Source organism: Tardibacter chloracetimidivorans (genome assembly GCF_001890385.1).
Lineage (GTDB): Bacteria > Pseudomonadota > Alphaproteobacteria > Sphingomonadales > Sphingomonadaceae > Tardibacter > Tardibacter chloracetimidivorans.
In genome coordinates this window covers 2,046,354-2,068,829 of record NZ_CP018221.1, presented here as the reverse complement: position 1 = coordinate 2,068,829, position 22,476 = coordinate 2,046,354, and the positions used below count along the sequence as shown (strand labels likewise).

18 protein-coding genes are annotated in these 22,476 nt (G+C 59.4%); 16 read left to right on the top strand and 2 right to left on the bottom strand.

The annotated features are described in order from the left end of the window. Window positions 1-20: 20 nt before the first annotated feature. The 4 genes from BSL82_RS10825 to fahA all read left to right on the top strand — a co-directional run bounded on the left by BSL82_RS10825 (window position 21) and on the right by fahA (window position 4,629). Window positions 21-1,037, top strand: a complete 1,017-nt coding sequence (locus BSL82_RS10825) for an MBL fold metallo-hydrolase (RefSeq protein WP_072597537.1) — start codon at window positions 21-23, stop codon at window positions 1,035-1,037. Window positions 1,038-1,282: 245 nt separating this feature from the next. Then, window positions 1,283-1,966, top strand: a complete 684-nt coding sequence (locus tag BSL82_RS10820) for a nitroreductase (protein WP_072597535.1) — start codon at window positions 1,283-1,285, stop codon at window positions 1,964-1,966. Between the two features lie 168 nt (window positions 1,967-2,134). Next, the gene (locus BSL82_RS10815; RefSeq protein WP_072597534.1) at window positions 2,135-3,061 is read left to right on the top strand and encodes an NAD(P)H-dependent flavin oxidoreductase; all 927 of its coding nucleotides are present in this window, start codon (window positions 2,135-2,137) and stop codon (window positions 3,059-3,061) included. Window positions 3,062-3,318: 257 nt separating this feature from the next. Further along, on the top strand, window positions 3,319-4,629 hold the full coding sequence (gene fahA / locus BSL82_RS10810; protein WP_072597533.1) for a fumarylacetoacetase: 1,311 nt from the start codon (window positions 3,319-3,321) through the stop codon (window positions 4,627-4,629). Between the two features lie 144 nt (window positions 4,630-4,773). Here the strand turns inward: fahA and BSL82_RS10805 are convergent, their stop codons facing one another. Beyond that, window positions 4,774-5,661: a LysR family transcriptional regulator gene (locus BSL82_RS10805; RefSeq protein WP_072597531.1), complete on the bottom strand. Its 888-nt coding sequence runs from the start codon at window positions 5,659-5,661 to the stop codon at window positions 4,774-4,776. 279 nt (window positions 5,662-5,940) lie between these two features. Between BSL82_RS10805 and BSL82_RS10800 the strand changes: the two genes are divergently transcribed. Then, a complete protein-coding gene (locus BSL82_RS10800; protein ID WP_083579154.1) occupies window positions 5,941-6,840 on the top strand; it encodes an SMP-30/gluconolactonase/LRE family protein in 900 nt (299 codons plus the stop codon). On the opposite strand, the gene BSL82_RS20000 is transcribed toward BSL82_RS10800, so the two are convergent. Beyond that, window positions 6,771-7,528, bottom strand: a protein-coding gene (locus BSL82_RS20000) for an IS5 family transposase (protein ID WP_193408578.1) whose coding sequence is annotated in 2 segments (ribosomal slippage) — window positions 6,771-7,195 and window positions 7,195-7,528 — 759 coding nt in all. Because the reading frame shifts where the segments join, the coding sequence is not laid out codon by codon here. The two genes, BSL82_RS10800 and BSL82_RS20000, sit on opposite strands and share 70 nt — an antisense overlap. A 387-nt stretch (window positions 7,529-7,915) precedes the next feature. Here BSL82_RS20000 and BSL82_RS10785 point away from each other — a divergent pair. From BSL82_RS10785 to BSL82_RS10735, 11 genes are all read left to right on the top strand, one after another. Next, on the top strand, window positions 7,916-10,210 hold the full coding sequence (locus tag BSL82_RS10785) for a TonB-dependent receptor (protein ID WP_072597527.1): 2,295 nt from the start codon (window positions 7,916-7,918) through the stop codon (window positions 10,208-10,210). A gap of 164 nt (window positions 10,211-10,374) precedes the next feature. Then, the gene (locus BSL82_RS10780) at window positions 10,375-11,157 is read left to right on the top strand and encodes an SDR family NAD(P)-dependent oxidoreductase (RefSeq protein ID WP_072597525.1); all 783 of its coding nucleotides are present in this window, start codon (window positions 10,375-10,377) and stop codon (window positions 11,155-11,157) included. Between the two features lie 141 nt (window positions 11,158-11,298). Continuing rightward, window positions 11,299-11,823: a cupin domain-containing protein gene (locus BSL82_RS10775; protein ID WP_072597501.1), complete on the top strand. Its 525-nt coding sequence runs from the start codon at window positions 11,299-11,301 to the stop codon at window positions 11,821-11,823. Then, window positions 11,823-12,761 carry a 3-hydroxyisobutyrate dehydrogenase gene (mmsB, locus tag BSL82_RS10770; protein ID WP_226998432.1) on the top strand — a complete coding sequence of 313 codons (939 nt, stop codon included), beginning with the start codon at window positions 11,823-11,825 and terminating at the stop codon, window positions 12,759-12,761. Before BSL82_RS10775 ends, mmsB begins: the two co-directional genes overlap by 1 nt. An 18-nt stretch (window positions 12,762-12,779) precedes the next feature. Beyond that, complete coding sequence (locus BSL82_RS10765; protein ID WP_072597524.1) at window positions 12,780-14,285, top strand: CoA-acylating methylmalonate-semialdehyde dehydrogenase; 1,506 nt, start codon at window positions 12,780-12,782, stop codon at window positions 14,283-14,285. Between the two features lie 51 nt (window positions 14,286-14,336). Then, complete coding sequence (locus BSL82_RS10760) at window positions 14,337-15,299, top strand: NADP-dependent oxidoreductase (protein ID WP_083579152.1); 963 nt, start codon at window positions 14,337-14,339, stop codon at window positions 15,297-15,299. Between the two features lie 258 nt (window positions 15,300-15,557). Then, a complete protein-coding gene (locus tag BSL82_RS10755; RefSeq protein ID WP_226998431.1) occupies window positions 15,558-16,658 on the top strand; it encodes an MDR/zinc-dependent alcohol dehydrogenase-like family protein in 1,101 nt (366 codons plus the stop codon). A gap of 130 nt (window positions 16,659-16,788) precedes the next feature. Beyond that, window positions 16,789-18,405, top strand: a complete 1,617-nt coding sequence (locus BSL82_RS10750; RefSeq protein ID WP_226998430.1) for a long-chain fatty acid--CoA ligase — start codon at window positions 16,789-16,791, stop codon at window positions 18,403-18,405. Beyond that, window positions 18,402-19,442 (top strand): CaiB/BaiF CoA transferase family protein, encoded by a 1,041-nt coding sequence (locus tag BSL82_RS10745; RefSeq protein WP_072597521.1) that lies wholly within the window; start codon window positions 18,402-18,404, stop codon window positions 19,440-19,442. The genes BSL82_RS10750 and BSL82_RS10745 overlap by 4 nt, the downstream gene beginning before the upstream one ends. Window positions 19,443-19,525: 83 nt before the next feature. Beyond that, the gene (locus tag BSL82_RS19995) at window positions 19,526-19,723 is read left to right on the top strand and encodes a hypothetical protein (protein ID WP_083579151.1); all 198 of its coding nucleotides are present in this window, start codon (window positions 19,526-19,528) and stop codon (window positions 19,721-19,723) included. A gap of 362 nt (window positions 19,724-20,085) precedes the next feature. Beyond that, a complete protein-coding gene (locus tag BSL82_RS10735; RefSeq protein WP_072597520.1) occupies window positions 20,086-22,419 on the top strand; it encodes a TonB-dependent receptor in 2,334 nt (777 codons plus the stop codon). Window positions 22,420-22,476 lie beyond the last annotated feature (57 nt).

Genomic DNA, 22,476 nt, shown 5'->3' with positions numbered 1-22,476 from the left:
TGATATCGAATCGACGAGATATGGGAGGTCTTGATCCTGTTATGGTACGGTTCAACAAAGGGCTGCATGAAATTGGCAACGGCTGCTGGGCCTGGATTGAGCCGGATGGTTCATGGGGCTGGAGCAATGCCGGATTGATCACAAGCGGGGAGTGCTCGCTTCTCGTCGATACGCTATATGATCCTCATATGACGCGCTCGATGCTAAGCGCAATGCGCGATGCAAGCCCCGCGGCACGGCAAATCGACATGCTCGTCAATACTCATGCAGACGGCGACCACACCTATGGCAACCGGGTTGCGGGTAGCGCGCGTATCATCACCTCAGCGCCGACCGCGGGGGAGTTTTTCAAGCTAACTCCCGAAAAGCTCCAGGCGATTATCGACGATGCGGACACGCTTGGCGAGGGAGCGCAGCTCATCGCCGCCTGGGGAAAGAATTTCGACTTCAAAGACAATATACTGGTGCCCCCTACGGAAACTTTCGAACGCGAACTCGCGCTCAAGGTCGGCGACAAGGATGTGCATCTTTTCAATGTTGGCCCGGCGCACACCACGGGAGACACGGTGATTCACTCGGTGCAGGACCGAACGGTCTATACCGGCGATCTTCTTTTTATGGACGTTCATCCAGCGATCTGGGAGGGCTCGCTCGATGGCTGGCTTGCCGCGTGCGACTTCATGCTCGGCTTGGACATCGATGTCGTCGTGCCGGGCCACGGGCCGCTGACGGACAAGGCCGGCGTGCGGATGTTCAAGACCTATCTGGAAACGCTTCGCCGCGAAGCGCGTCTTCGGTTTGAAGCCGGAATGGCGGTCGAAGAAGCCGCGGACGAAATCGTCTTCGATCCCCCTTATGACTCCTGGCTTTGCCCCGAACGGGTGACTGGCAGCGTGAACTTCCTGTTTCGCCAATGGGGTCATCCGAACGCCGAGACGGATTTCATGCGCATTTTCGACATGATGGCGCGTCACGCCAACCGCCGAGCCGAATGCCTGGCCGGCCGGCATAGTGCTGGATGCAGGCATCCGCACTGAGGCAACCGCCCTTTCCTCCAAATTATTGAAGGCCTTGCCTGAACGGTTGCGGCGTCCGATGAGGCTCGTGAAATTCTGTCGCTATACGGCGCTGACAAGTCGCATTCGCAGCCTGCCACGATAGGAAGCAGCGCAGGCGAGGCATGCTCGGGCGGCATCCGCCACCGTGCGCCTGTATTGGCAAGGCAGGATATTAGCCCTACTGCGCACGTGAGCAAAAGCCGAGGCAACGGGAGCGAACCGGTATGAGTGTAGTCGGCGATAGGCAGGCAATAATCGATGCAGTCAAAGGACGTCGCTCGATCAGGCGTTTCCTGCCAACGCCGGTGGCGGACGAAACCGTGCTCGAGATTATCGAGATCGCCGCGCGCGCGCCGTCCGGACAGAATATGCAGCCTTGGCTGATCCATTTCGTTACCGGGGAAACACGCGACGCCCTCTGCCGTCAAGTTACCGAAGCAGCGGATTCCGGAGAGCGCAGCGATGATTATCCCTATTTTCCCACGGAATTTCGGGAGCCTTATCTTTCTCGGCGTCGGAAGGTCGGCTTCGATCTCTTCGCGATCTACGGGATAGAGCGTAACGATTTCGAAGGGCGCAAGCGCGCGCTACTACGCAACTTTCAGTTCTTTGGTGCGCCAGTTGGTCTGTTCTTTACGATGGAACGGGACTGGGGGCTCGGCGCCTGGATCGATCTGGGCAACATCATGACGAACGTTATGACAGTTGCACGGGCCTACGGTCTCGAAACATGCCCTCAGCAGGCGTGGGCGGAATATGGTCGGCCGGTACGGAAAGTGCTCAATTTGCCGGACCAACATGTAATTGTCTCGGGGATGGCGCTCGGCTATGCTGACTATGAAGCAAAGGAAAACCAGCTTGTTACAGAGCGCGCTCCGCACCAGGACTTCGTCATACGGCACTGTTGACTCTGCCAATCGCACATCGACTCCTGCCAACGGATCCCGCTCCTGGCGCGCCGGCCACTTTCGGCTACCGAGCAACAACTGAACCAGAAATGGACGGCCTCAACAGGTCGGCGCCTGGCATGTGACGGCTCAAATATCTAGCCGGTCCGCTGTATTGGAAGAAATCGTATGAACTTTGACGACCTCAAGACCCGTTTGCGGCTTCCCGTCGTCGCAGCACCCATGCTGCTGGTCTCCGGTCCCGACCTTGTAATCGCTGCGGGGCAAGCCGGCATCCTCGGTGCCTTTCCAGCGCTTAACGCTCGGTCGACGGATCAACTCAAAGGCTGGCTGGAGAAGATCGAAGGGACTCTGGACGAGCAACCCTATGCCGTTAACCTCATCATACAGGGGCCTGGAGCGCCGCGCTTCGCCGATGATTTAAGACTGCTCGAAGCGATCAAGCCTCCCGTGGTGATTACGAGCGTGGGCAATCCCGCTGAGGCGGTAGAGCGAATTCATGCCTTTGGTGGCCTTGTGTTCCACGATGTGGCTACCTTGCGCCATGCCCAGAAGGCGATCGCGGCGGGTGTCGACGGACTCATTCTCCTGACCGCCGGGGCGGGCGGACACACCGGCACCGCCAACCCTTTCGCGTTCGTGTCTCAAGTCCGTGCCTTTTGGAACGGTCCGATCTTGCTCGCCGGTGCGATTTCCGACGGTAGCGGTATTGCCGCGGCCCGCGCGCTCGGCGCCGATCTTGTATACATGGGCACTCGATTCGCCGCGTCCGAAGAGTCGCTCGCGTCTGAGGCTTACAAGGCGTTGTTGGTCTCCGAAACCATGGCCGATGTCGTTCTGACCGATAGAATCTCCGGGCTACCGGCGACATTCCTGCGCGGTTCTATCGTGCGAGCAGGCTTGGATCCCGATGCCCTTCCCGATCGGCTCGAGCTTTTCAAGCCCAACCTTCCGGAAGGCATCAAGGCGTGGCGTGATGTCTGGAGCGGTGGTCACGGCGTCGGCTCAATCATCGATACGCCGCCAGTTGCCGAGATCGTTGATCGACTTGTTGCAGAATATGAGGCTGCGAAAGCCAGGATCAAGGCTATTTGACCGGCCTGCTCGGCTTCATTCCATAGCCTTGTCCGGGTGGATCCGAGTTGCATCAAAAAGCCAAGGTGGAATGCTTTTGGTGAGCGTAGAGGTGCTGCCTGCTGCGTCGCGCGGGGAGTCCAGACTCCTTGACATCCTGCGCCGTTTGCTTCAATCGATCGACTGAATGGGCTGACACTCTTTTCCGAGGGTGACGAGGCGCGCGTCTGCTGTTCTGTTGCCGATCGGCCAGCCCTCTGCATATTCGGGAGTAGCATATGGCTATCGATCACACGCATGTCGCCAGCCGGCGTAGCTGGGTTGCAAGCGCCAACGACCATGGAACAGACTTCCCGCTTCAAAATCTTCCGCTTGGCGTTTTCTCGAAAGCGCCGGACGGGCCACGATGTGGAGTGGCCATCGGAGACAAGATTCTGGATCTTCGCACCGCGGCGGAACGGGGGCTTCTGCGTCAACCTGCGGCAGAGGCGGTGCTCGGCGAAAATCTGGATGCTCTTTTTGCCTTGGGCCGCAGTCCAGTTACAGAGTTGCGGCACGATGTTTTCGCCATTCTCGACTCCGAAACGGGAACTCCCGACGACAGCCTCCTGCACGAGATGTCCGATTGTGCTATGCACCTGCCGACTTCGATCCGCGGCTTTACGGATTTCTTCGTAGGAATCCATCATGCCATAAGGTGCGGAGAGATAATCAACGGCCCGCACTACCAGCTGCCCTTGAACTATCATTATATCCCCACGGCGTATAACGCCCGGGCTTCGACGGTTCTGGTCAGCGGGACGGAACTGCGCCGCCCGCTTGGCATGCGCAAGCGCCTTGATCAGGACCCCTTGCCAACGTTCGGCCCTTCCGTCTGGTTCGACTTCGAACTCGAAATGGGCTTCTTTGTCGGCCCAGGCAACAGGACGGGCGAGCCCATATCAATTAGCGACGCAGCCGACCATGTCATCGGCTTCTGTCTCCTTAATGACTGGTCTGCTCGGGACATTCAAATGTTCGAAATGGCACCCCTAGGCGCGTTCAACGGCAAAAGTTCGGGCACAACCATCTCGCCGTGGGTGATCACGGTGGATGCTATGGAGCCGTTTAGATTGCCGGCCATGGAGCGGATGCCCGGCACTGCCTCGGTTCCGTCTTACCTGATCGATTCTGCCGACCAACGTGAAGGCGGGATTGATGTCGCGTTGTCTGCGACTATCTGGACGGAAAAGATGCGCGCGGCTGGCGAGCCCCCTGCTCCTCTCCTCAAGACCGGGTCGCGCTACATGTACTGGACCCCTGCGCAGATGCTTGCGCAGCATTCCATAACTGGTTGCCGCCTGGCCCCAGGTGACCTCATCGGAACAGGCACGATATCCGGCCCAACAAGGGCGGATCTGGCAAGCTTTTTTGAACTTTCGACCGTGGGCAAGGAGCCGATTACACTCCCGAATGGCGAAACACGTGAATTTATCGACGATGGTGATGAGATCGCACTATTCGGTCGGTGTGAGCGCGGAGGTTTCGTGTCAATCGGTTTTGGCCCTTGCATGGGACGCGTCACGCCCGCCCTTGAGTCCGTCGGTTAGGAACGCAAGCCGCCTCAAGAAGTACCCGGCTTAAAGGTCAAAAAGCCACAAGGTTTGCACTCAATCCGCACCATCCAATGCCAGGACTAAACATCTGGAGTTGTGGCCACTCGGACCCGAACTCGCTTTAGGCGTGAAGGCACATCATGCGATCATTTGTGGGCGTTCTCGCAAAGCGGCCTTGCGCAGGAACTCCCACACCAACCGTATGCGCCTGTATCCCTTGAGTTCGAGTGGCATCGCCATCCAATAGGTGCGCTCGAAGCGCACTTCGCCGTCAAGAATCACCTCGAGACCCATGTCCCGAGTGATCAGGTAGGTCGGGAGGATCGCGATTCCGGCACCCGCGATCGCGGCAGTCCGCTGCGCCAGAATGCTTGTGCTTTTCAGCGGGACATAATCCGGGGCGAGCAGCGGCTGCGCAGCGGGCAGGTCCTTCGCGATCGTGAAATCCTCGACATAGCTGATAAATCGGTGACCTTTCAGATGCTCCTTCGTGGTAATCGATGCCGTATTCGCCAGATAGGATTTGGAGGCATAGAGGCGGAGCACGTAGTCGGCCAACTTGACGGAAACATATGGGCCCCGCTCTGGCCGATCAATCGTGATTACGATATCCGCTTCGTTGCGAGGCAGCTGAATTACCCTTGGAAGCGCTAGTAAATCGACGCTCAAGTTCGGGTATGTCGATGCGAGATCTACCAGATGACGCGGCAGGATCGTGGTTCCATAAGCCTCGCTGCACCCGATGCGAACGAGTCCGGACGGTTCTCGACTTTCGCCGGTAAGCGAGCGTTCAATTCCCGCAAAGGCCTGCTCCATGGCCTCGGCGCGCGGCAACAACTTCCGGCCGGCCTCCGTCAGCGCATATCCAGACGCGCTTCGTGTAAAAAGCGGCGCCCCGGCACTCGCCTCGCACGCCTGGACGCGGCGGGACACGGTTGTATGTTCAACGGACAATCGCCGCGCCGCAGCCGTCAGCTTTCCCGTACGCGCAAGTTCAAGGAAGTAGCGGAGATCGTCCCAGTTCACCCCTGATCTATAAGCACGGTGTGCATCTTCGCACAATGCCTCTGCAGATGCTCGCGGTGCAGCTACGCGCTGATTGTGCAAACAATGTTCTCGGCGCTTCAACCTGATGCGCCCAACAATAATTATGGGAGGGACGTCGGCGACAGAGATCCCAATGGCTCAGCGTCCGGCCACGGTGATCGCAGCGATTGCGCTCAAATACGCTTTACATGAAGCCCATCTGAGCGAAAGCGAGATTGGCTTCTCCTGGATGCGGAGGCCATTGGCGCTGCGTTGCATATGGCTGAGTTGCAGCCCGCGAAAGCTGTATTGCCCAAAAAGTACTCGCGTCACACGCACTCTCCTGGCCACCGATTAGATCGGCACAGCGGGAAAAATCAGACAGAATCCAAAGAAGGGAAGGCCAGGATGCAGACATTTACAGCAGGCTGGAAATTTCTCGAGGGCCTGAGGTGGCGGGATGGGCGCTTCTGGGCGGTGGACTGCTTCGGTGGCAAGGTGATCGCTGTTACCCCCCAGGGCAATGCAGAGACAATTCTAGCTCATGATACTACTGTCTCGAGCATAGGCTGGCTGCCCGAAGGTGAACTGGTCATCGTGGCGATGCACGACAGCCAGCTTCTCAAGCTGGACGCCAGCGGTCTCCAGCACTTCGCCGATCTCTCGTCGGCGCAGCGCGGCATTCCCAATGACATGGTTACCGACGCCTTTGGCCGGAGCTATATTGGTACGATGGGGTTCGACGTGCAAGGTGGAGCACCGTTCGCCCCAGGAGCGATCCTGCGCGTCGATCCAGATGGGTCGGTCCACATTGCTGCCGACGATCTTCTGTTCCCCAACGGCATGACGTTCCTTGATGATGGACAAACCCTGGTTGTTGCTGAGACCTTCGGACAACGGCTGACATCCTTCAGAGTCGAGAGCGATGGTGGACTGACGGATCGGTCTATATGGGCAAGCTTCGGTCCACCTATCCGAGACTCTGATCTCCCGGATTTCGTACCTGCAATGGTGTTCGGCCCTGACGGAATTACCGCCAATGCGGAAGGCAACGTCTGGGTTTGCGATCCGTTTGGCCGCAAGGCAACTGTTCTAGGGTTGAGACTCAATCAGAGCCAGAAAGCCACAGCGGCAGCGAGGCTTACGGCTGAGAGGAAGTTTCGTGCAAGCTTGTCGTAGCGAGTAGCGATCCGGCGGAAATCCTTGAGGCGGCAGAACATAGCCTCGACCCGCCAGCGATCTTTGTAGCGGCGTTTGTCATATTGGATCGGGCGCTTGCGGTTGCGGCGGCCGGGGATCACCGGGGTCGTGCCCTGTTCGCGCAGGATGGTCCTAATGCGATTGGCGTCGTAGCCGCGGTCGGCGATCACCCGCTTCATTCCCGCTGTTTCGTTGATGAGCAGGTCGGCGCCCTTCACGTCCGATGTGTTGCCGGGCGTCAGGACGAGACGAAGCGGCCGTCCGAGGACGTCGACAAGGGCGTGGATCTTTGTTGTCCGGCCGCCACGCGAGATCCCAATGGCATTGGCTCGCGCCCCCCCTTTGCCCCACCGGCGCTACGGTGAGCCTTGATGTAGCTGCTATCGATCTGCCCGGTCTCGGCGATCCAGCCTTCTTCGGTCAGTGCAGCCAGGATGCGTGTCCAGATGCCCCGCCGGCTCCACCTGTTCCATCGGTTGTAGACCGTCGTCGCCGGCCCGTATTCGGCGGGGCAATCTGCCCAGCGACCGCCGCACTTGAGCATGTGAACGATGCCGGAGATCACCCGCCGGTCATCAACACGTCGTGCTCCTGGCTGGTTCTTGGGCAAGTGGAGCTCGATTGCTGTCCACGCTTCATCCGATAGCCAGAACAACGAACGCGACATCCCCAAGGCCTCCTCTTCAGCGAAAACGCCTTGAATCAATGAGACCAACGATTTTCAAGAGGCTGATTGAGTTTGGACCCTAGTCGCGCCGGGTGGATCGATTATGAAAGAATATCGGGTTGAGGAAGGACTGGGCGCTTACTCGTGCGCGGTCGGCGGCAATGACAGAGATATACTTGCCGTATGCGTCGCAGCCTCTCATGATCTGGCATATGTAAATAATAATCCAGATAACTCGAAGCTAATAGCGTTCAATATCCGAGACATATTCTCGGATGAGTAACAGATGGACTGATAGCTCAAAACGTTCATTTGGACGAGAGTGCGGACAAAAACACAGAACGCAAAAATAAATATATGAATTCACATCGTTTAGGGGATGGAAGCATGAATAATATCGTACCTGTTGAAGTAGTGCGCTACCTTCTGCTTGCGAGCGCGGCGATGGGGGCTACCGGAGCATTTGCGCAGACCAACTCGCCGACTCCTGGTGATAAGCAGCCCGAAGGTCTTGAGGAAATTCTGGTGACCGCACAGCGTGTCTCGGAACGCCTCTCGCGTATACCAGTCGCAGTCACTGCCGTTTCAGGATCCGATCTTGCAAAGCAGCGCATTACGGATGTTCAGTCGCTGACGGGCTCGGTACCCAATCTCAATTTTGGTTCCTATGGCGGGACTGCTCGCATCGCGATACGCGGTGTCGGATTTGACTCGATCAACACAGGCGCCGAAGGGCGCGTCGCCTATTATGTGGACAATGTCTACTATAGCAGGCCAGCCACTGCAGCCAGTGGGTTCTTTGATGTTAGCCGAATCGAGGTTCTAAGGGGACCACAGGGCACGCTGTATGGCAGGAACGCCACAGGCGGCGCGCTGAATGTTATAACCGCTGATCCGACCGAGGATCTGTCGGGCTATTTCAGGCAAACGATCGGGAATTATTCGCTTTTCACAGAAGAAGCGGCTCTGTCTGGACCGATTGCCGATGTTGTGCAGGCGCGGCTGGCCGCCCAGATCACGAATCGTGATGGTTATGGAAAGAACCTTTTGACGGGCCGCAAAATCGATAACGCTTCAACCCAGAGTGTTCGTGGAAAGCTCAAGATACTCCCGGACGGCCCCCTGACCTTCCTGGTTGCCGTCGACTATCACCACGAGAAAGACCGAAACTTCGCGGCGCATCGCGGTGGTCAGGCTTTCCCGATGTTTACCGAATTTGTCACACTCCTGCCGGTGACGTCGCATGGTGCGCCCGTACCCGCAGATATCAGAGATATTAGCTCTCAACGCGACCCTTACAACCGCCGGGACTTCTGGGGAGCCGGACTTACCTCGACCTACGACTTCGGGGAGATTTCTTTTAAGTCGACCACTGCATATAGGCACACGAAATACGAAAACCTTTTCAATCTATCTACCGGCGATGCATTTATGCTCACCATCGCCGAAAAATCGGACCAGTATAGCCAAGAGTTCCAACTCTCCAAGCAAACTGGACGCCTGCGCTGGGTTGCCGGAGTTTACGGGTTTCACGAGCGCATCAAAGGCAGTGTCGAGATTCCGTTCGGGTCCGAAGCAACCAATCTCGCGACCCAGACGTTTGGGCTCACCCTTCCATCGTCGCCCAACGGATTTCTACAGGGGTATTGGGCTGGGGGTGTAGCCAAGACCGATACGGTCGCCGGGTTTGGACAGGCAACCTATTCTGCTACGGACAAATTAGACCTGACCTTTGGCATTCGTTATGCTTGGGAGAGAAAAACTGTACAGGACGCGAACCAGTTTGATTTGTTCGATCCTTACAACTTCAGTAATCCGCTGACATCGTTGCCACCGTTGACTGATCCGCAGGCGTCGGGTTTGTACCATTATGACACTCACGCGGGCAAGCTGAGCGACACCTCCTTTACTCCGAAGGTAACGATCAGCTACCGCTTTACACCCGACGTAAATATGTATGCGACAGTAGCAAAGGGATATAAGAGCGGTGGCTTTGACCTCGGATCGGTTCAGCCTGCCTTCAAGCCCGAAACACTTTGGAATTACGAAGTAGGATTGAAGGCGGAACTGTTTGACCGTCGTCTCCGGATTGCAGCATCCGGTTTTTATTATGACTATAAGAATCTGCAGGTTGCACTCGTTAAGCAGACGACGATCATTACCCAGAATGCCGCATCTGCGCGCACTTATGGAGCGGAGATTGAGGTCCAGGCGAAGATAGGTGACCACATCCAGTTCACTCTTAACGAAGGATATCTGGACGCGAAGTTTAAGCGCTATGTCACCGCCGACCCGACGCTGCCAGGCGCGCCGGTAATCGACTATGCCGGGAACTACCTACCCCAGTCGCCTCGTTTGCAAGGCAAAGCCGGCTTGGAATTTGGACTGGACGCCTTCAACGGATGGCTCTCTCTGCGGGGTGAGGTGGAGCACGTAAGCAGGGTATACTTTACGCCTTTCGGGAATCGCGTTGTCTCTCAGGCAGCCCATGCCAAAGGCAATGCTTTCCTCGAGTACAGGGGGCCGTCGGACAAGATGAGTATCTCGCTCTGGGTCCGCAATATTACGGACAAAACGACCATAAGCGCATCGACCGTCACGAGCACGTTGATCGGTACCCCTCTCGTTTCATACCTTGCGCCGCCAAGAACGTTCGGCGTCACCGGTGAGGCGCGGTTCTGAGATCGACCATATGCAAGATCGGCTGAAGTGACTGGTTTGACAGGGCCGGCCGGTCAAGCCGGCCCTGCGATCCTGGTATGCCGCTCCGGGCACGATAGCGGCGGCCAACGGCAGGCCCCTGGGCGGGCCTGAGCAGTAACCAGGATGAGCGTGGAGGATGTGAGATGAGCACTGATGACATTGCCCGCGACCGAGAAGGCGAAGTCGCTCTGATCACGGGCGGCAGCGAGGGCATTGGGTTCCAAGTTGCAAAGGAACTGGCCGCCAAAGGTCTTACGGTCTTGCTGGGCGTGCTCGACCTGGAGCGGGGCACGCGAGCAGCGAGCACAATCAACGGGAAGGCTCACGCGATAGTGCTCGACGTCGCTAACCCGGCGTCGATTGCGGCCGCGGCCGAACTCGTCCGTCGAGATTTCGGCCGCCTCGACGTGCTTATAAACAATGCCGCGATCCTGCAGAGGGGAGGGTTGCCAGCTGGAAGATCGTTCGATGAATATTCCCGGCTAAGTCATCCAAGCAGAGTCTCGATGGATGAGGTTCGCGCCGTCTGGGAGACCAACGTGTTCGGCGTCCTGATGGTTACACAGGCGATGCTGCCGCTTCTCCGCAAGGCGCCTCAGGCGCGGATTGTCAATATGTCGAGCGGAGTGGGTTCGCTGACATTGAACGCAGATCCAGCCGGGCCCTACCGATCAATCTACGGGCCGCTTTATGGTGCATCCAAGACTGCCGTGAATGCGATCACCGTCGCCACGGCAATCGAGCTGGAAGGTTCTGGGGTCAAGGTCAACGCTGCATGTCCCGGCTTCACGCGGACCGGCCTCACAAACAACACGGGGACGCAGACCGTGCGGGAGGCGGCGCGAAACCCCGTACGGCTCGCCCTGCTCGGGCCTGACGGTCCAACCTGCTCCTTCTCTGACTTCAATGGGCCGCTACCCTGGTGAAGTTCATCCGGCGGGTGAATGCGCCTGTCGCCTAATAGTGGACTGGAGACATGCGCCGGAGGGCAAACAGAACCGGACTTCAAAATAGTCGCGGGTTTGTAAAACGTCGGCCCTGAGGGCCTGTGAAGGAAGGAGATCGCTGTGGCATTTGAGATTAGGCGTGTTGTCACGGGGCATGACGATGAAGGCAACGCGATCGTCCGGCAGGACGAGGTCATGCGGTCGCAAGAGCGGCTTCCGGACTATCAGGCGATGACGGTGTGGTGCACCAGTGAGCTTCCCGTCAACAACGACGAGAGCGCCTTCAACAATGGCGAGCCCGGCCCCAAGGGCCAGCGCGTGCTGCTGCGCATCGGCGAGCTGGGGCCTGATGCGCACAGCGCCAGCGTCATGCACCGCACCGAGACGCTCGATTATGCCGTGGTGCTGGCGGGGGCGTGCGACATGGAGCTCGACAATGGCGAGATGATCCGCGGTCTGAAGGCCGGCGACGTCGTCATCCAGCGCGGAACCAACCATAAGTGGATCGTCAGAGGATCAGCACCAGTGCGCTTTTTGTTCGTGCTCATCGACGCCAATCCGGTCCGCGCCGGCGACAGGATACTCGGCGACGACCTCGCAAACCTCCACGGCAAAATCAGCCCAATGCCAACCCCCGCACAATAATGAGCGGCCAGCAAGACCGAGAAAACAACATGACGCATGTCGCATTTATAGGCCTTGGCAACATGGGCGCGCCCATGGCCGAGAATCTGCTTAAGGCGGGCTACACGCTTTCGGCACATGATTTGAACGAGGTCGCGGTTCGGCGACTGGTCGAGCTGGGCGGTCGGGCGGCCTCCTCGGCATATGATGCGGCAACCGGGGCAGACATCGTCATCACGATGCTGCCCAATGATGCTATCGTGAACGCCATCTATCAGGGGTCGGGGGGGCTCATCGAGCGCCTTGCGCACCGGCCGCTTCTTATAGATTCGTCGACCATCGCGCCAGAGACGGCGCGAACTCTTTCCGGCGCGGCGAAGGCGAAAGGCTATGCCATGCTCGACGCGCCGGTGTCCGGCGGCCCCAAGGGCGCCCGTGAGGGAACGTTGAGCTTCATGGTCGGCGGGGACCTCGAAGCGTTCGCTGACGCTGAACCCGTGCTCCGTGCGATGGGCCATGCCATCTTCCACGCGGGCCACAGCGGCGCGGGGCAGGTTGCCAAGATCTGCAACAATATGCTCGCGGCTATACTCATGGCCGGCACTGCCGAGGCGCTTGCGCTCGGTGTAGGGAATGGGCTCGATCCCGCGGCGCTGTCTGACATCTTCAAGCGGAGCAGCGGCAACAACTTCATGCTGGATCGATGGAATCCGTGGCCGGGGGTCATCGAAGACGCACCGGCAAGCAACGCCTTCCAGGGAGGCTTTCAGACGCGGTTGATGCTCAAGGACCTGGGTCTCGCGCTCGCGAATGCGCAGGTTCGGGATGCCTCCGTCCCGCTCGGCGCGCTCGTCAGGAACTTGTTCTCGCTTCATGCTGCGGCCGCGCAAGAAAACGGTCTGCAGGATTTCTCCAGCATCCAGCGCTTCTATGCGCCCAGCCTCAATCATCAGGCCTGAATAACACGGAGCATAATTATGGACGATCTGACGCATTTCATCGGGGGTGAGGCGTATAAAGGAGATGACGACCGCAGCGGCGTCGTGTTCAACCCGTCGGATGGCTCGATACTCTATCATTGCGCCTATGCGAGCAAAACGACGCTGGACCATGCTGCTGATGTCGCGTTCAGCGCTGGCCGAGCATGGGCCAATGCCTCGCAAGCTCGTCGCCTGGAAGTCATTTTCCGCATGCGGCAGTTGGTCGTTGAGAACACCGATAAGCTCGCCGATCTGATCGGGCGCGAAAACGGCAAAACAATCGCGGATGCGAAAGGCGAGATCGGTCGCGCGCTTGAGGCGGTGGAGTTCGCCACGAATGCCGCTCAGATCACAAAGGGCGAATATTCCCGTAACGTTGGCGGCGGGATCGATACCTTCTCGATCCGTCAACCGGTCGGGATCGTGGGCTGCATAGCGCCCTTCAATTTCCCCGTGATGGTTCCGCTGATGATGACCTCGATGGCCATTGCCTGCGGCAACGCCGTCATCCTCAAGCCTTCCGAACGGGTTCCCGGCGCGTCAGCGTTTCTCGGCAAGCTGTGGCGTGAGGCGGGGCTGCCGGATGGCGTCTGGAACGCGGTCAACGGCGACAAGGAAATCGTGGACGCGATCTTGAGGCACCCGAAAATCGCCGCGATCAGCTTCGTCGGGTCGACCCATGTCGGCGAGTATATCTACCGTCAGGGCTGCGCGAACGACAAGCGCGTCGCGGCATATACCGGCGGCAAGAACCACATGGTCGTCATGCCCGACGCCGACCTCGAGAGTGCGGCGTCCGCCTTCGTGAGTGCGGCCTACGGATCCTCGAGCCAGCGCTGTATGGCGGTGTCTTTATTGCTCGCGGTCGGCGAAGGCACCGCCGAGAAGCTGCGCTCTCTCGTCGTCCCGAAAATCCAGGCGCTCCACGTCGGGGCGTATAACGACCCGAAGGCCGACTTTGGCGCGGTGATTACGGCGGATGCCAAGCGAGTCGTGGAACAGGCGATCGCCGACGGCGTCGCGGCTGGTGCCGAGTTGGTTCTCGATGGCCGTGGCCTGGTCGTGCCTGGCCTGGAGGACGGTTTCTATGCCGGGCCGTCCCTGCTTGACCATGTGACGGTCGAGATGGAGTTCTGGAAGAAGGAAGTATTCGGTCCGGCGCGCGGCATCATGCGGCTGAAGGACCTGGATGAGGCCATCGAGGTCACGAACGCGCACGAATATGGCAATGGCGCCGTCATCTTCACACGCAGCGGTCATGCGGCGCATCGCTTCGTGACCGAGGTCGAGGCAGGGATGCTCGGCGTCAACGTGCCCGTTCCGGTTCCCGTGGGACATCACAACTTCGGCGGCCTCCGTCGCTCGAAATTTGGCGACGCTCACATGTTCGGGCCTGATGCAGCACGGTTCTATACCAAGATGAAGACCGTTTCGCAGCGATGGCCGGAGCCCGAGCAATCTGCGTCCTCATCCTTCTCGCTCGCCTTCCCGAGCAATCAGTGAGCGACAGATTTGCCATTAGGGCGACGGACCGCAGTTTATGGAGGTACATGGATGACAGAACAGTCAGCAAATCGGCCGCTTACAGGCAAGGCCGTCACATATAAGGGTTCAGGTGGCTATGAGGTCATCCAATTCCTGGAACGCGCCGTCCGGGCGCCTGCGGCTGATGAAGTCCGTATCGAGGTGAAGGCGGCGGCGGTCAATCCGACGGACCTTCTGCTGCGCGACCGAGGCTTTGACAATCAGGGCTCGCCTGTCGTGCCGGGCATGGATGCCGCAGGTATCATCGAATCTGTCGGGACGGGCGTGTCGCGCCTTCGTCCCGGCGAGAAGGTGATGGCAGCAGTCATGCCACGGCGTCCGGAAGGGGGCGCCCAGGCGCAGCACATCGTGGTGCCCGCTGCTTCGGTCGTCCCCATGCCTGAGGGTGTATCCTTTGCGGAGGCTGCCACCCTGCCGATGAACGGGCTGACGGCGCTCCGCGCGCTGGAACTCGCCGAGTTGAAAACGGGGCGGTTCCTGGCCGTAACCGGCGGGGCCGGGCTTCTCGCCAACTACGCGATTGCCGTCGCGAAACGGCGGGGAATAAAGGTGATCGCCGACGCGAAGCCGGAAGAGGCCGGTCTTGTACGGAGCTATGGCGCGGACGTCGTGGTCGAGCGGGGACCAGACTTCGCCGATGCGGTTCGCCGTGAGGTGCCGGAAGGTGTTGATGCGCTCCTCGACACGGCGCTTCTTGCGGAAACGTCGTTTGGTGCCATCCGTGACGGAGGCGTGTACCTCCCGGTTCGGGGCTGGGGGGATAAGCCCGCCGAGCGCGGGATTGAGATCAGGCCAGTGTTCGTGTTCGAGGTGCTCGAACGTACTGACTGGCTCGAACTGCTTCGCAATATGGTCGCAGCCTCGGAGATCAAGCTGCGCGTCGCAGGGGAATATGTGCCCGAGCAAACCGCCGATGCGCAGCGCGCGCTCGCAGCTGGCGGGCTTCGCGGTCGACCGGTGATCCTCTTCTAGCGTCCTCTCTGTAAATGGTCGATAATTTTATATGCAATATGGCATTTCGTAGATATAACCCATTTTCATAATTAAAGGACCAGGGGGGGTGAACAGCGCGGCGTCGGCCACATCGGGGGTTTTGGCCGATCGCTGCCGGCCACATTTCGTGCCGCTCAGTGCCCGCGGCAAGCGGGCCGCCGTTCAGGTCACCCGTCGAATTACATCTCCCCTTGATGCTCATGTGAGGAAGAAGAATTGATGATTACCGGAAAAGAGATGCGGTCGACCATCAGCGGCGACGGGCGCCTCACGCTGTCGATCGAGGAAGTCTCGATTGATGATCCCCGTGAGGATGAGATCGTCGTCCGTGTCGAGGCGACGCCGATAAATCCGACCGATCTCGCCCTTCTACTCGGGCCCGCAGACGTCACCTCGGTGATCATGTCGGATAGCTCGGAACCCGAACTTACCTTCACGGTTCCCCAGGCGCGCATGGCTACCGTCGAAGGCCGGCTGGGCCTGTCTTTGCCGATCGGCCTGGAAGGCGCCGGCACGGTCATCGCCGCCGGGCCGCAGGCAAAGGCTCTTGAGGGTCGAGTCGTTGCGACGATGAGCGGTGGAATGTTCGCAGAATTTCGCAAGGTCTCCGCGCGCGACGTCATTGTACTCCCCGATGGAAGGAGTGCAGCCGACGGTGCTTCCATTGTAAACGCCATGACCGCGCTCGGCATGGTGGAAACGGCGAAACTCGAAGGACATCGTGCAATCCTCCATACTGCCGCTGCTTCCAATCTAGGGCAGATGATGCAGAAGATCTGCTCGGCCGACAGCATCCCGCTGATCAATATCGTGCGTTCCAAGGAGCAGGTGGATCTGCTGCGTGGCATTGGCGCCGTCCATGTGCTCAACAGCGTCGACGGCGATTTCCGTGACCGCCTCATCGACGCGATCGCGGAGACGGACGCGACAATCGCGTTCGACGCGATCGGTGGCGGGACGATGGGCGACCAGATCCTTCAGGCGATGGAGCGCGCGGCGGTCAGGAAGATGACCAACTTTGTTCGAACGGGATCGGACGTCTTCAAGCAGCTCTATATCTATGGCGCTCTCGATCTCTCGCCCACCGTGCTTAATCGTCCGGCGTTCGGCTACCGGTGGGGCGCGGCCGGTTGGATTATATTCTCCTTCCTTCGCAGCATCGGCCAGGACGGTTTGGACCGTCTCACGCAGCGCATGCTGAGCGAACTCACAACAACCTTCGCCAGCCACTATACGCGCGTCATTGGACTGAGAGAGGCCTTGCAGCCGGATATTCTCCAAGCCTACCAGCGGAAGGCAACGGGCGAAAAATATCTGATTGACCCGACCCGCAGCTGACCCGATTATCGAAGATCCGCAGCTTTACGGCCGCCGCGACGCTGATGAGGGATACATGTTCCTCGGACTGTCACGGCGGCCTCGCTCCGCTGTTTGTCCGGCAAAAGATAAGTCATAATTGGGAGGAATCATGCGAGGTTTGATGCAGTCGTCGCCGCTGATGATCAGCGGCATCCTACATCATGCAGAAGTGGCGCATCCCGACCGTGAGATCGTGTCGTGTGTGACCGATGGCAGCATGTGGCGCTATGACTATTCCGCTTTCGCCGAGCGTGTGCGCCGCTGCGCGAACATGCTGCGTGACATCGGCGTGCGGCCAGGAGATCGAGTGACGTCGCTGGCCTGGAACACTTACCATCACATGGAGCTGTTCTTCGCGGTTCCTGGCATCGGCGCGGTGCTGCATACCGCCAATCCACGCCTGTCCGATGACCAGATCGCCTACACCATTGTCCATGCCGGTAGCCGCGCTCTCTTCTACGATCCGAACCTGGCAGAGATTGTCGATCGATTGCGTCCCAAGCTTGTCGACGTGCAATCGTTCGTCTGCTTGGAAAGCAACAAGACCCGGAATGATCCTTGCTATGAGCCGATGCTTGCTGCCGCATCGTCGCAGCTCGAGTGGCCGCGATTTGATGAGAATGAGGCGGCTTTCCTCTGTTACACCTCAGGAACAACTGGCGATCCCAAGGGCGTTCTCTACTCGCACCGCTCAGTCGTACTGCATGCTATTACGGCGGGGCTGAACAGTGCGCTCGGCTTCAGCGCCTTTGACTGCATCATGCCCTGCCAATCGCTATATCACGCGACCGCCTGGGGCCTGCCCTTCGTAGCGGCCATAAACGGCTGCAAGGTCGTGCTGCCTGCCGATCGGTTCGATGGCGCCAGCCTGCAGCAGCTGATTCAGGAAGAGGAGGTCACGTTTTCCGGCGGTGTTCCGACGATCTGGACGATGTACCTGAATCATCTGGAGCGGACGGCCGAGACTACGGGCTCGCTTCGTCAAATCGTGATCGGCGGATCGGCGGTGCCGCGCGCGATGGCTGAAACCTTCCAGAACCGCTTCGGCGTTCAGGTCCGCCAGATCTGGGGCATGACCGAGATGAGCCCGCTGGGCGTACTGTCCACGCCCACGCCAAAGCTCGCCGAAGCCGGGCAGGACGTGCTCGACGACACCATCTGGACGCGGCAGGGCCGCCGCCAGTTCGGCGTCGAACTGAAGATTGTTGATGAAAAGGGGCAGGAGCTGCCGAGCGACGGGGAGAGTGCCGGATCGGTCCTCGTCCGCGGACCCTGGGTGATCGAGCGCTACTATCTCAGCGATGCAAGCGCACTGGATGCGGACGGCTGGTTCGACACTGGCGATATCGCCACGATAGACGAGTACGGCTTCATGCGCATCACCGACCGCAAGAAAGACGTGATCAAGTCTGGTGGCGAATGGGTGAGCTCGATCGATATCGAGAACGCCGCAGTCGCCTGCCCCGGCGTGAAGTTCGCGGCGGTTGTCGGCGTTTTCCATCCCAAATGGGAAGAGAGGCCGATCCTTATCGTCGAACCGCATGAAGACTCCACCGTGACCGCCGAGGCGATGCTGGCACATCTAGCGCCGCACATGCCGCGCTGGTGGCTGCCGGATGTCATCATCTTCGAGACGGTTCCGCTGACCGCGACTGGGAAAATCGACAAGAAGGTGCTTCGTGAACGCCATGCGCGCCGTCTCGTCCAGGATGGGGCCGCCGCATGACCGGCAAGACTGGCGCGCAAGGACCTCTGACAGGCATCATCGTCTTGGAGATCGCCGGCATTGGCCCTGGTCCGCACGCGGCGATGCTGCTGGCGGATATGGGCGCAACCGTGGTCCGCGTCGACCGACTGGGCGGCAATGGCTGGCCCAATCCGGTGGTGGATCGCGGCCGATCGGTTTACGAACTGGACCTGAGAAGCCCGGCCGGCAAGGAGCGATGCCTGGACCTGATCGATTCCGCCGACATTCTGATCGAGGGCTTCCGGCCGGGCGTGATGGAACGCTTGGGATTGGGTCCCGACGTGCTGCATGCGCGCAACCCTCAGCTGATCTATGGTCGCATGACAGGGTGGGGCCAGGATGGCCCGCTCGCCAAGGCCGCCGGCCATGACATAAATTACATCGCGCTGACCGGGGCGCTGGCTGCGCTCGGAGATGATGAAGCGCCACCTCGTCCGCCGCTCAATCTGGTGGGTGACTTCGGCGGCGGATCGACCTTTCTCGTGATGGGCATTCTCGCGGCGCTGGTCGAACGAGCGCGCACGGGCGAGGGGCAGGTCGTCGATACGGCGATTGTCGATGGCGTCGCGTCGCTCATGTCATTCTTCGCGGGACTGCTCCCATCTGGCGCAATCTCGCTGGAGCGCCAGAAGAATTTGCTCGGCGGGGCGGCTCCCTTCTACCGTTGCTATCGTTGCGCTGACGGCCGCGACATCTCGGTTGGCGCGATTGAGAAGCCGTTCTACCGCGAGCTTCTCGAACGCATCGGCGCGCCGGCGTCGCTGCTGGAAAGCCAGAACGACCCGGCGCGCTGGGCGGCGGATTCGGCCGTTCTGGCCGGGATTTTCGCGACGCGCAGCCGCGACGATTGGTGCTCCCTCCTCGAAGGTACCGACGCCTGCTTTGCGCCGGTGCTGACGCTGGAGGAGGCGGCTGACCACCCGCATAATCGGGCCAGAGCTCAGTATGTCAGGCGCGAAGGAGTGCTGTACGCCGCCCCCGCACCACGTTTCTCCCGAAACTCTGGCTCGGCGTAAACCCGCTTCGAGCTGGACCGGATTTTTGACGGCACGCCGGGAGGCGACGTCGCAGAGTTGGCCTCCCGATTCCGGACCGCGTCTTGGCGGTCGCACTGGACGTCACGGATCGAGGACGGGTCGACGCGCTGGTAGCGGCAGCGGAGGAGGGCTTCGGCCGCGCCATCCTCATCGCTCAAAACGACGAGTGGCCAGTGCAGCGTCCGCGCTATCGGACGCGGAAAACCAATTCCGAATTAAGCGATGGTCCGCTGGTCAGCCTGCCAATCATGGTCGCCTGACCGCCGGCCTGGCCGAAGTCGTGCACCACGCCTGCGGATGTTCCACGAAACGATAGAACGCCTCCTTCGAGCCCGAAGATGGTTTGTAATGAACTCGTGACGGCCGCTTCACGCCGACTCGTGTCCTCGACACTGTGCTCCGCGAAATATCGTTCGGCGGCTTCGAAGAGTCTCCGCCGGACGTTCGGTTAGCACCATTTAGGCCTTGCCGCGGGGGCTTTCTGGCCAGCCTACGCCCGACCGAAAACGTACAGGCCGTGGTCCCGTGCCCTGCTGTTGACAGCTTTGGTTACAGAGACTATCAATCGACTGAACGGCACAAAGCCGACGCTTGCTGACAACCAGCTTTAGGGGAGGAGAACATGATTCATATGTCGTCGCAGATCGGTTTGGCCGCGCTCGCGGTCGCACTTTCCTCAGCAGCCGCAGCGCAGGCGCAGGTTGCGGCTCAAACTTCGCCTGACGCCCCGGTCGCGGATGCGACAACGCCTCGCGACTCTTCCACTGCAACTGCTGGCGCCAATCTCGGCGAAGTCGGCGACATCGTGGTCACCGCACAAAAGCGCTCCGAGTCTCTGCAGAAGGTGCCGCTGGCAATAACCGCGATCACGTCATCCGAGCTTGAGCGCAGCGGAATCAGGGATTTGCAGGGAGTCGCTGCGACCGTGCCGGGCCTCAACCTGGGTGAGCAGCTTGGCGTGGCCAAGATCAGCTTGCGCGGAATCGGCCTGGAAAGTCTGCAGCCTGGCGCCGAGGGCAGCATCGCCTTCCATGTCGACGGGGTGTTTATATCGCGCTCGGTCGCCGCGCTTGCGAGCTTCTACGATATCCAGCAGGTCGAGGTGCTGCGTGGACCGCAGGGCACGCTTTATGGGCGCAATGCGACCGGCGGCTCGATCAACATAACGACGCGCGGCCCGACGGATGATCTCTCCGGCTACGCCAGCCTTAGCGTCGGCAACTATGATCAGATCGTCGCCGAAGGCGCGATCGGCGGCGCCATCGTTCCTGGATTGCTTTCCGCGCGCGTCGCCTTTCAGACACAGGATCGTGACGGCTACGGCAAAAACATCGTCACTGGCAACGACATCGACGATCTGAACAGCCGCGCTGTCAGAGGCAGTCTCCGTTTTACTCCGACCGACCGGCTGACCGTCGATCTCAAGGCTGACTATTATCGGCGGAACGATCATTCGGGCGGCTACCACTATCTGGGCGCGGGCGGATTCTCGGCGCCGGGAGTCCCCATTACGCCGTTCGGTATCACCGTATTCGGTGGACAGGTTCCGTCTGACAGGCGGGATCTGGCGAACAACTTCGATCCGAGGAACAGCGTCCGGTTCTGGGGCGTCAGTGGCAGGATCAACTACGCACTGACAGATGAGATTGACCTCGTTTCTCTGACCGCTTACCGGAAGCTGAAATATCAGACGGCTTCTGACATCGACTCAACAAGTGCGCTGGTAGCTCCGATCTATCAGGCAGAGCAGGACACACAGTTCAGTCAGGAACTCCAACTCAGCGGAAAGCATGACCGCCTGAACTGGTTGGTTGGACTATTCTATTTCCGCGAAAAGGATAATGGGCAGCTTGCCATTCCTTTCGACAATTTCGCTTTCGTCGCGCCACCTTCGAATTACCTGACAACCGGATATTATGGCGGCGGCTTCATCAATACCAAAGCCGTTGCCGTCTTCGGGCAGGCGACATATGAGGTCGCGGAAGATCTGCGACTGACACTCGGCGCGCGTTACAGCACCGAAAAGAAGAAGGCATTGGACAATTTCCTGTTCGATGTGGTCACTCCGTTTGATCCGAACACGTCGGCAGCCCTTGTGCTGCAGCCGCCTGCCGGAACGATATCGCTGCCGGGTCAAAAGCGCTTCAACTCGTTCACGCCGCGCGTCGCACTCGATTATCAGGTCACTCCTGACATGTTGCTTTACGCTTCATGGTCGAAAGGCTTCAAATCCGGGACATATAACCTCGGCACGCTGGGCAACCCGGTGAACCCGGAGAAAGTTTCAGCATTTGAAGGCGGTATCAAGTCAACGCTGTTTGACCGCCGTCTTCGCTTGAACGTCGCCGGCTTCTATTATGATTATACCAATCTTCAGGTCGGCAAGGTCGAAAGCACGTCCACCGTGCTTGAGAACGCGGCTACGGCGACGATCTACGGGGCCGAGGTCGAAATACAGGCACGGCCCGTCGAGCGCGTCCAGCTGGATGCAAACGCCGCCTGGCTGCACGCCCGGTTCGACAGCTATGAAAGCAGGGATCTGGCACGGCCCTTCGGCGACGGAACTACGCTCATAAATGGTAATCCCGGGTTCAATCTCGCGGGCAACACGCTCAGCCAGTCTCCGAACTTCACCTTCTTCGCCGGCGCTCAATATACCCTGCCGACCACAGCCGGCGACTTCACCCTGCGCGGCGAGGTTTCTTATCGTAGCCGGTCTTACCTGACCGCGTTCAACGTAGATGAGGTCAGCCAGCCCTCCTTTGCGAAGTTCAACGCCTTCCTGAACTGGACCTCATCCGACGGGAATGTCAGCGGCTCGCTTTTCGTTCGCAACATAACGAACAAGGCGACCGTCAGCAGTGCCTATGTCAGTTCGGGCTTGTTCGGCTTCCCGATCAATGGATATCTCGAGGAGCCCCGCACTTACGGCGCCAGAATAAGATATGAATTCTGAGGAGTTTATCTGATCGGCGGAGTGATCTCACCTGAACCGGAAAATAATTAGGTCTGC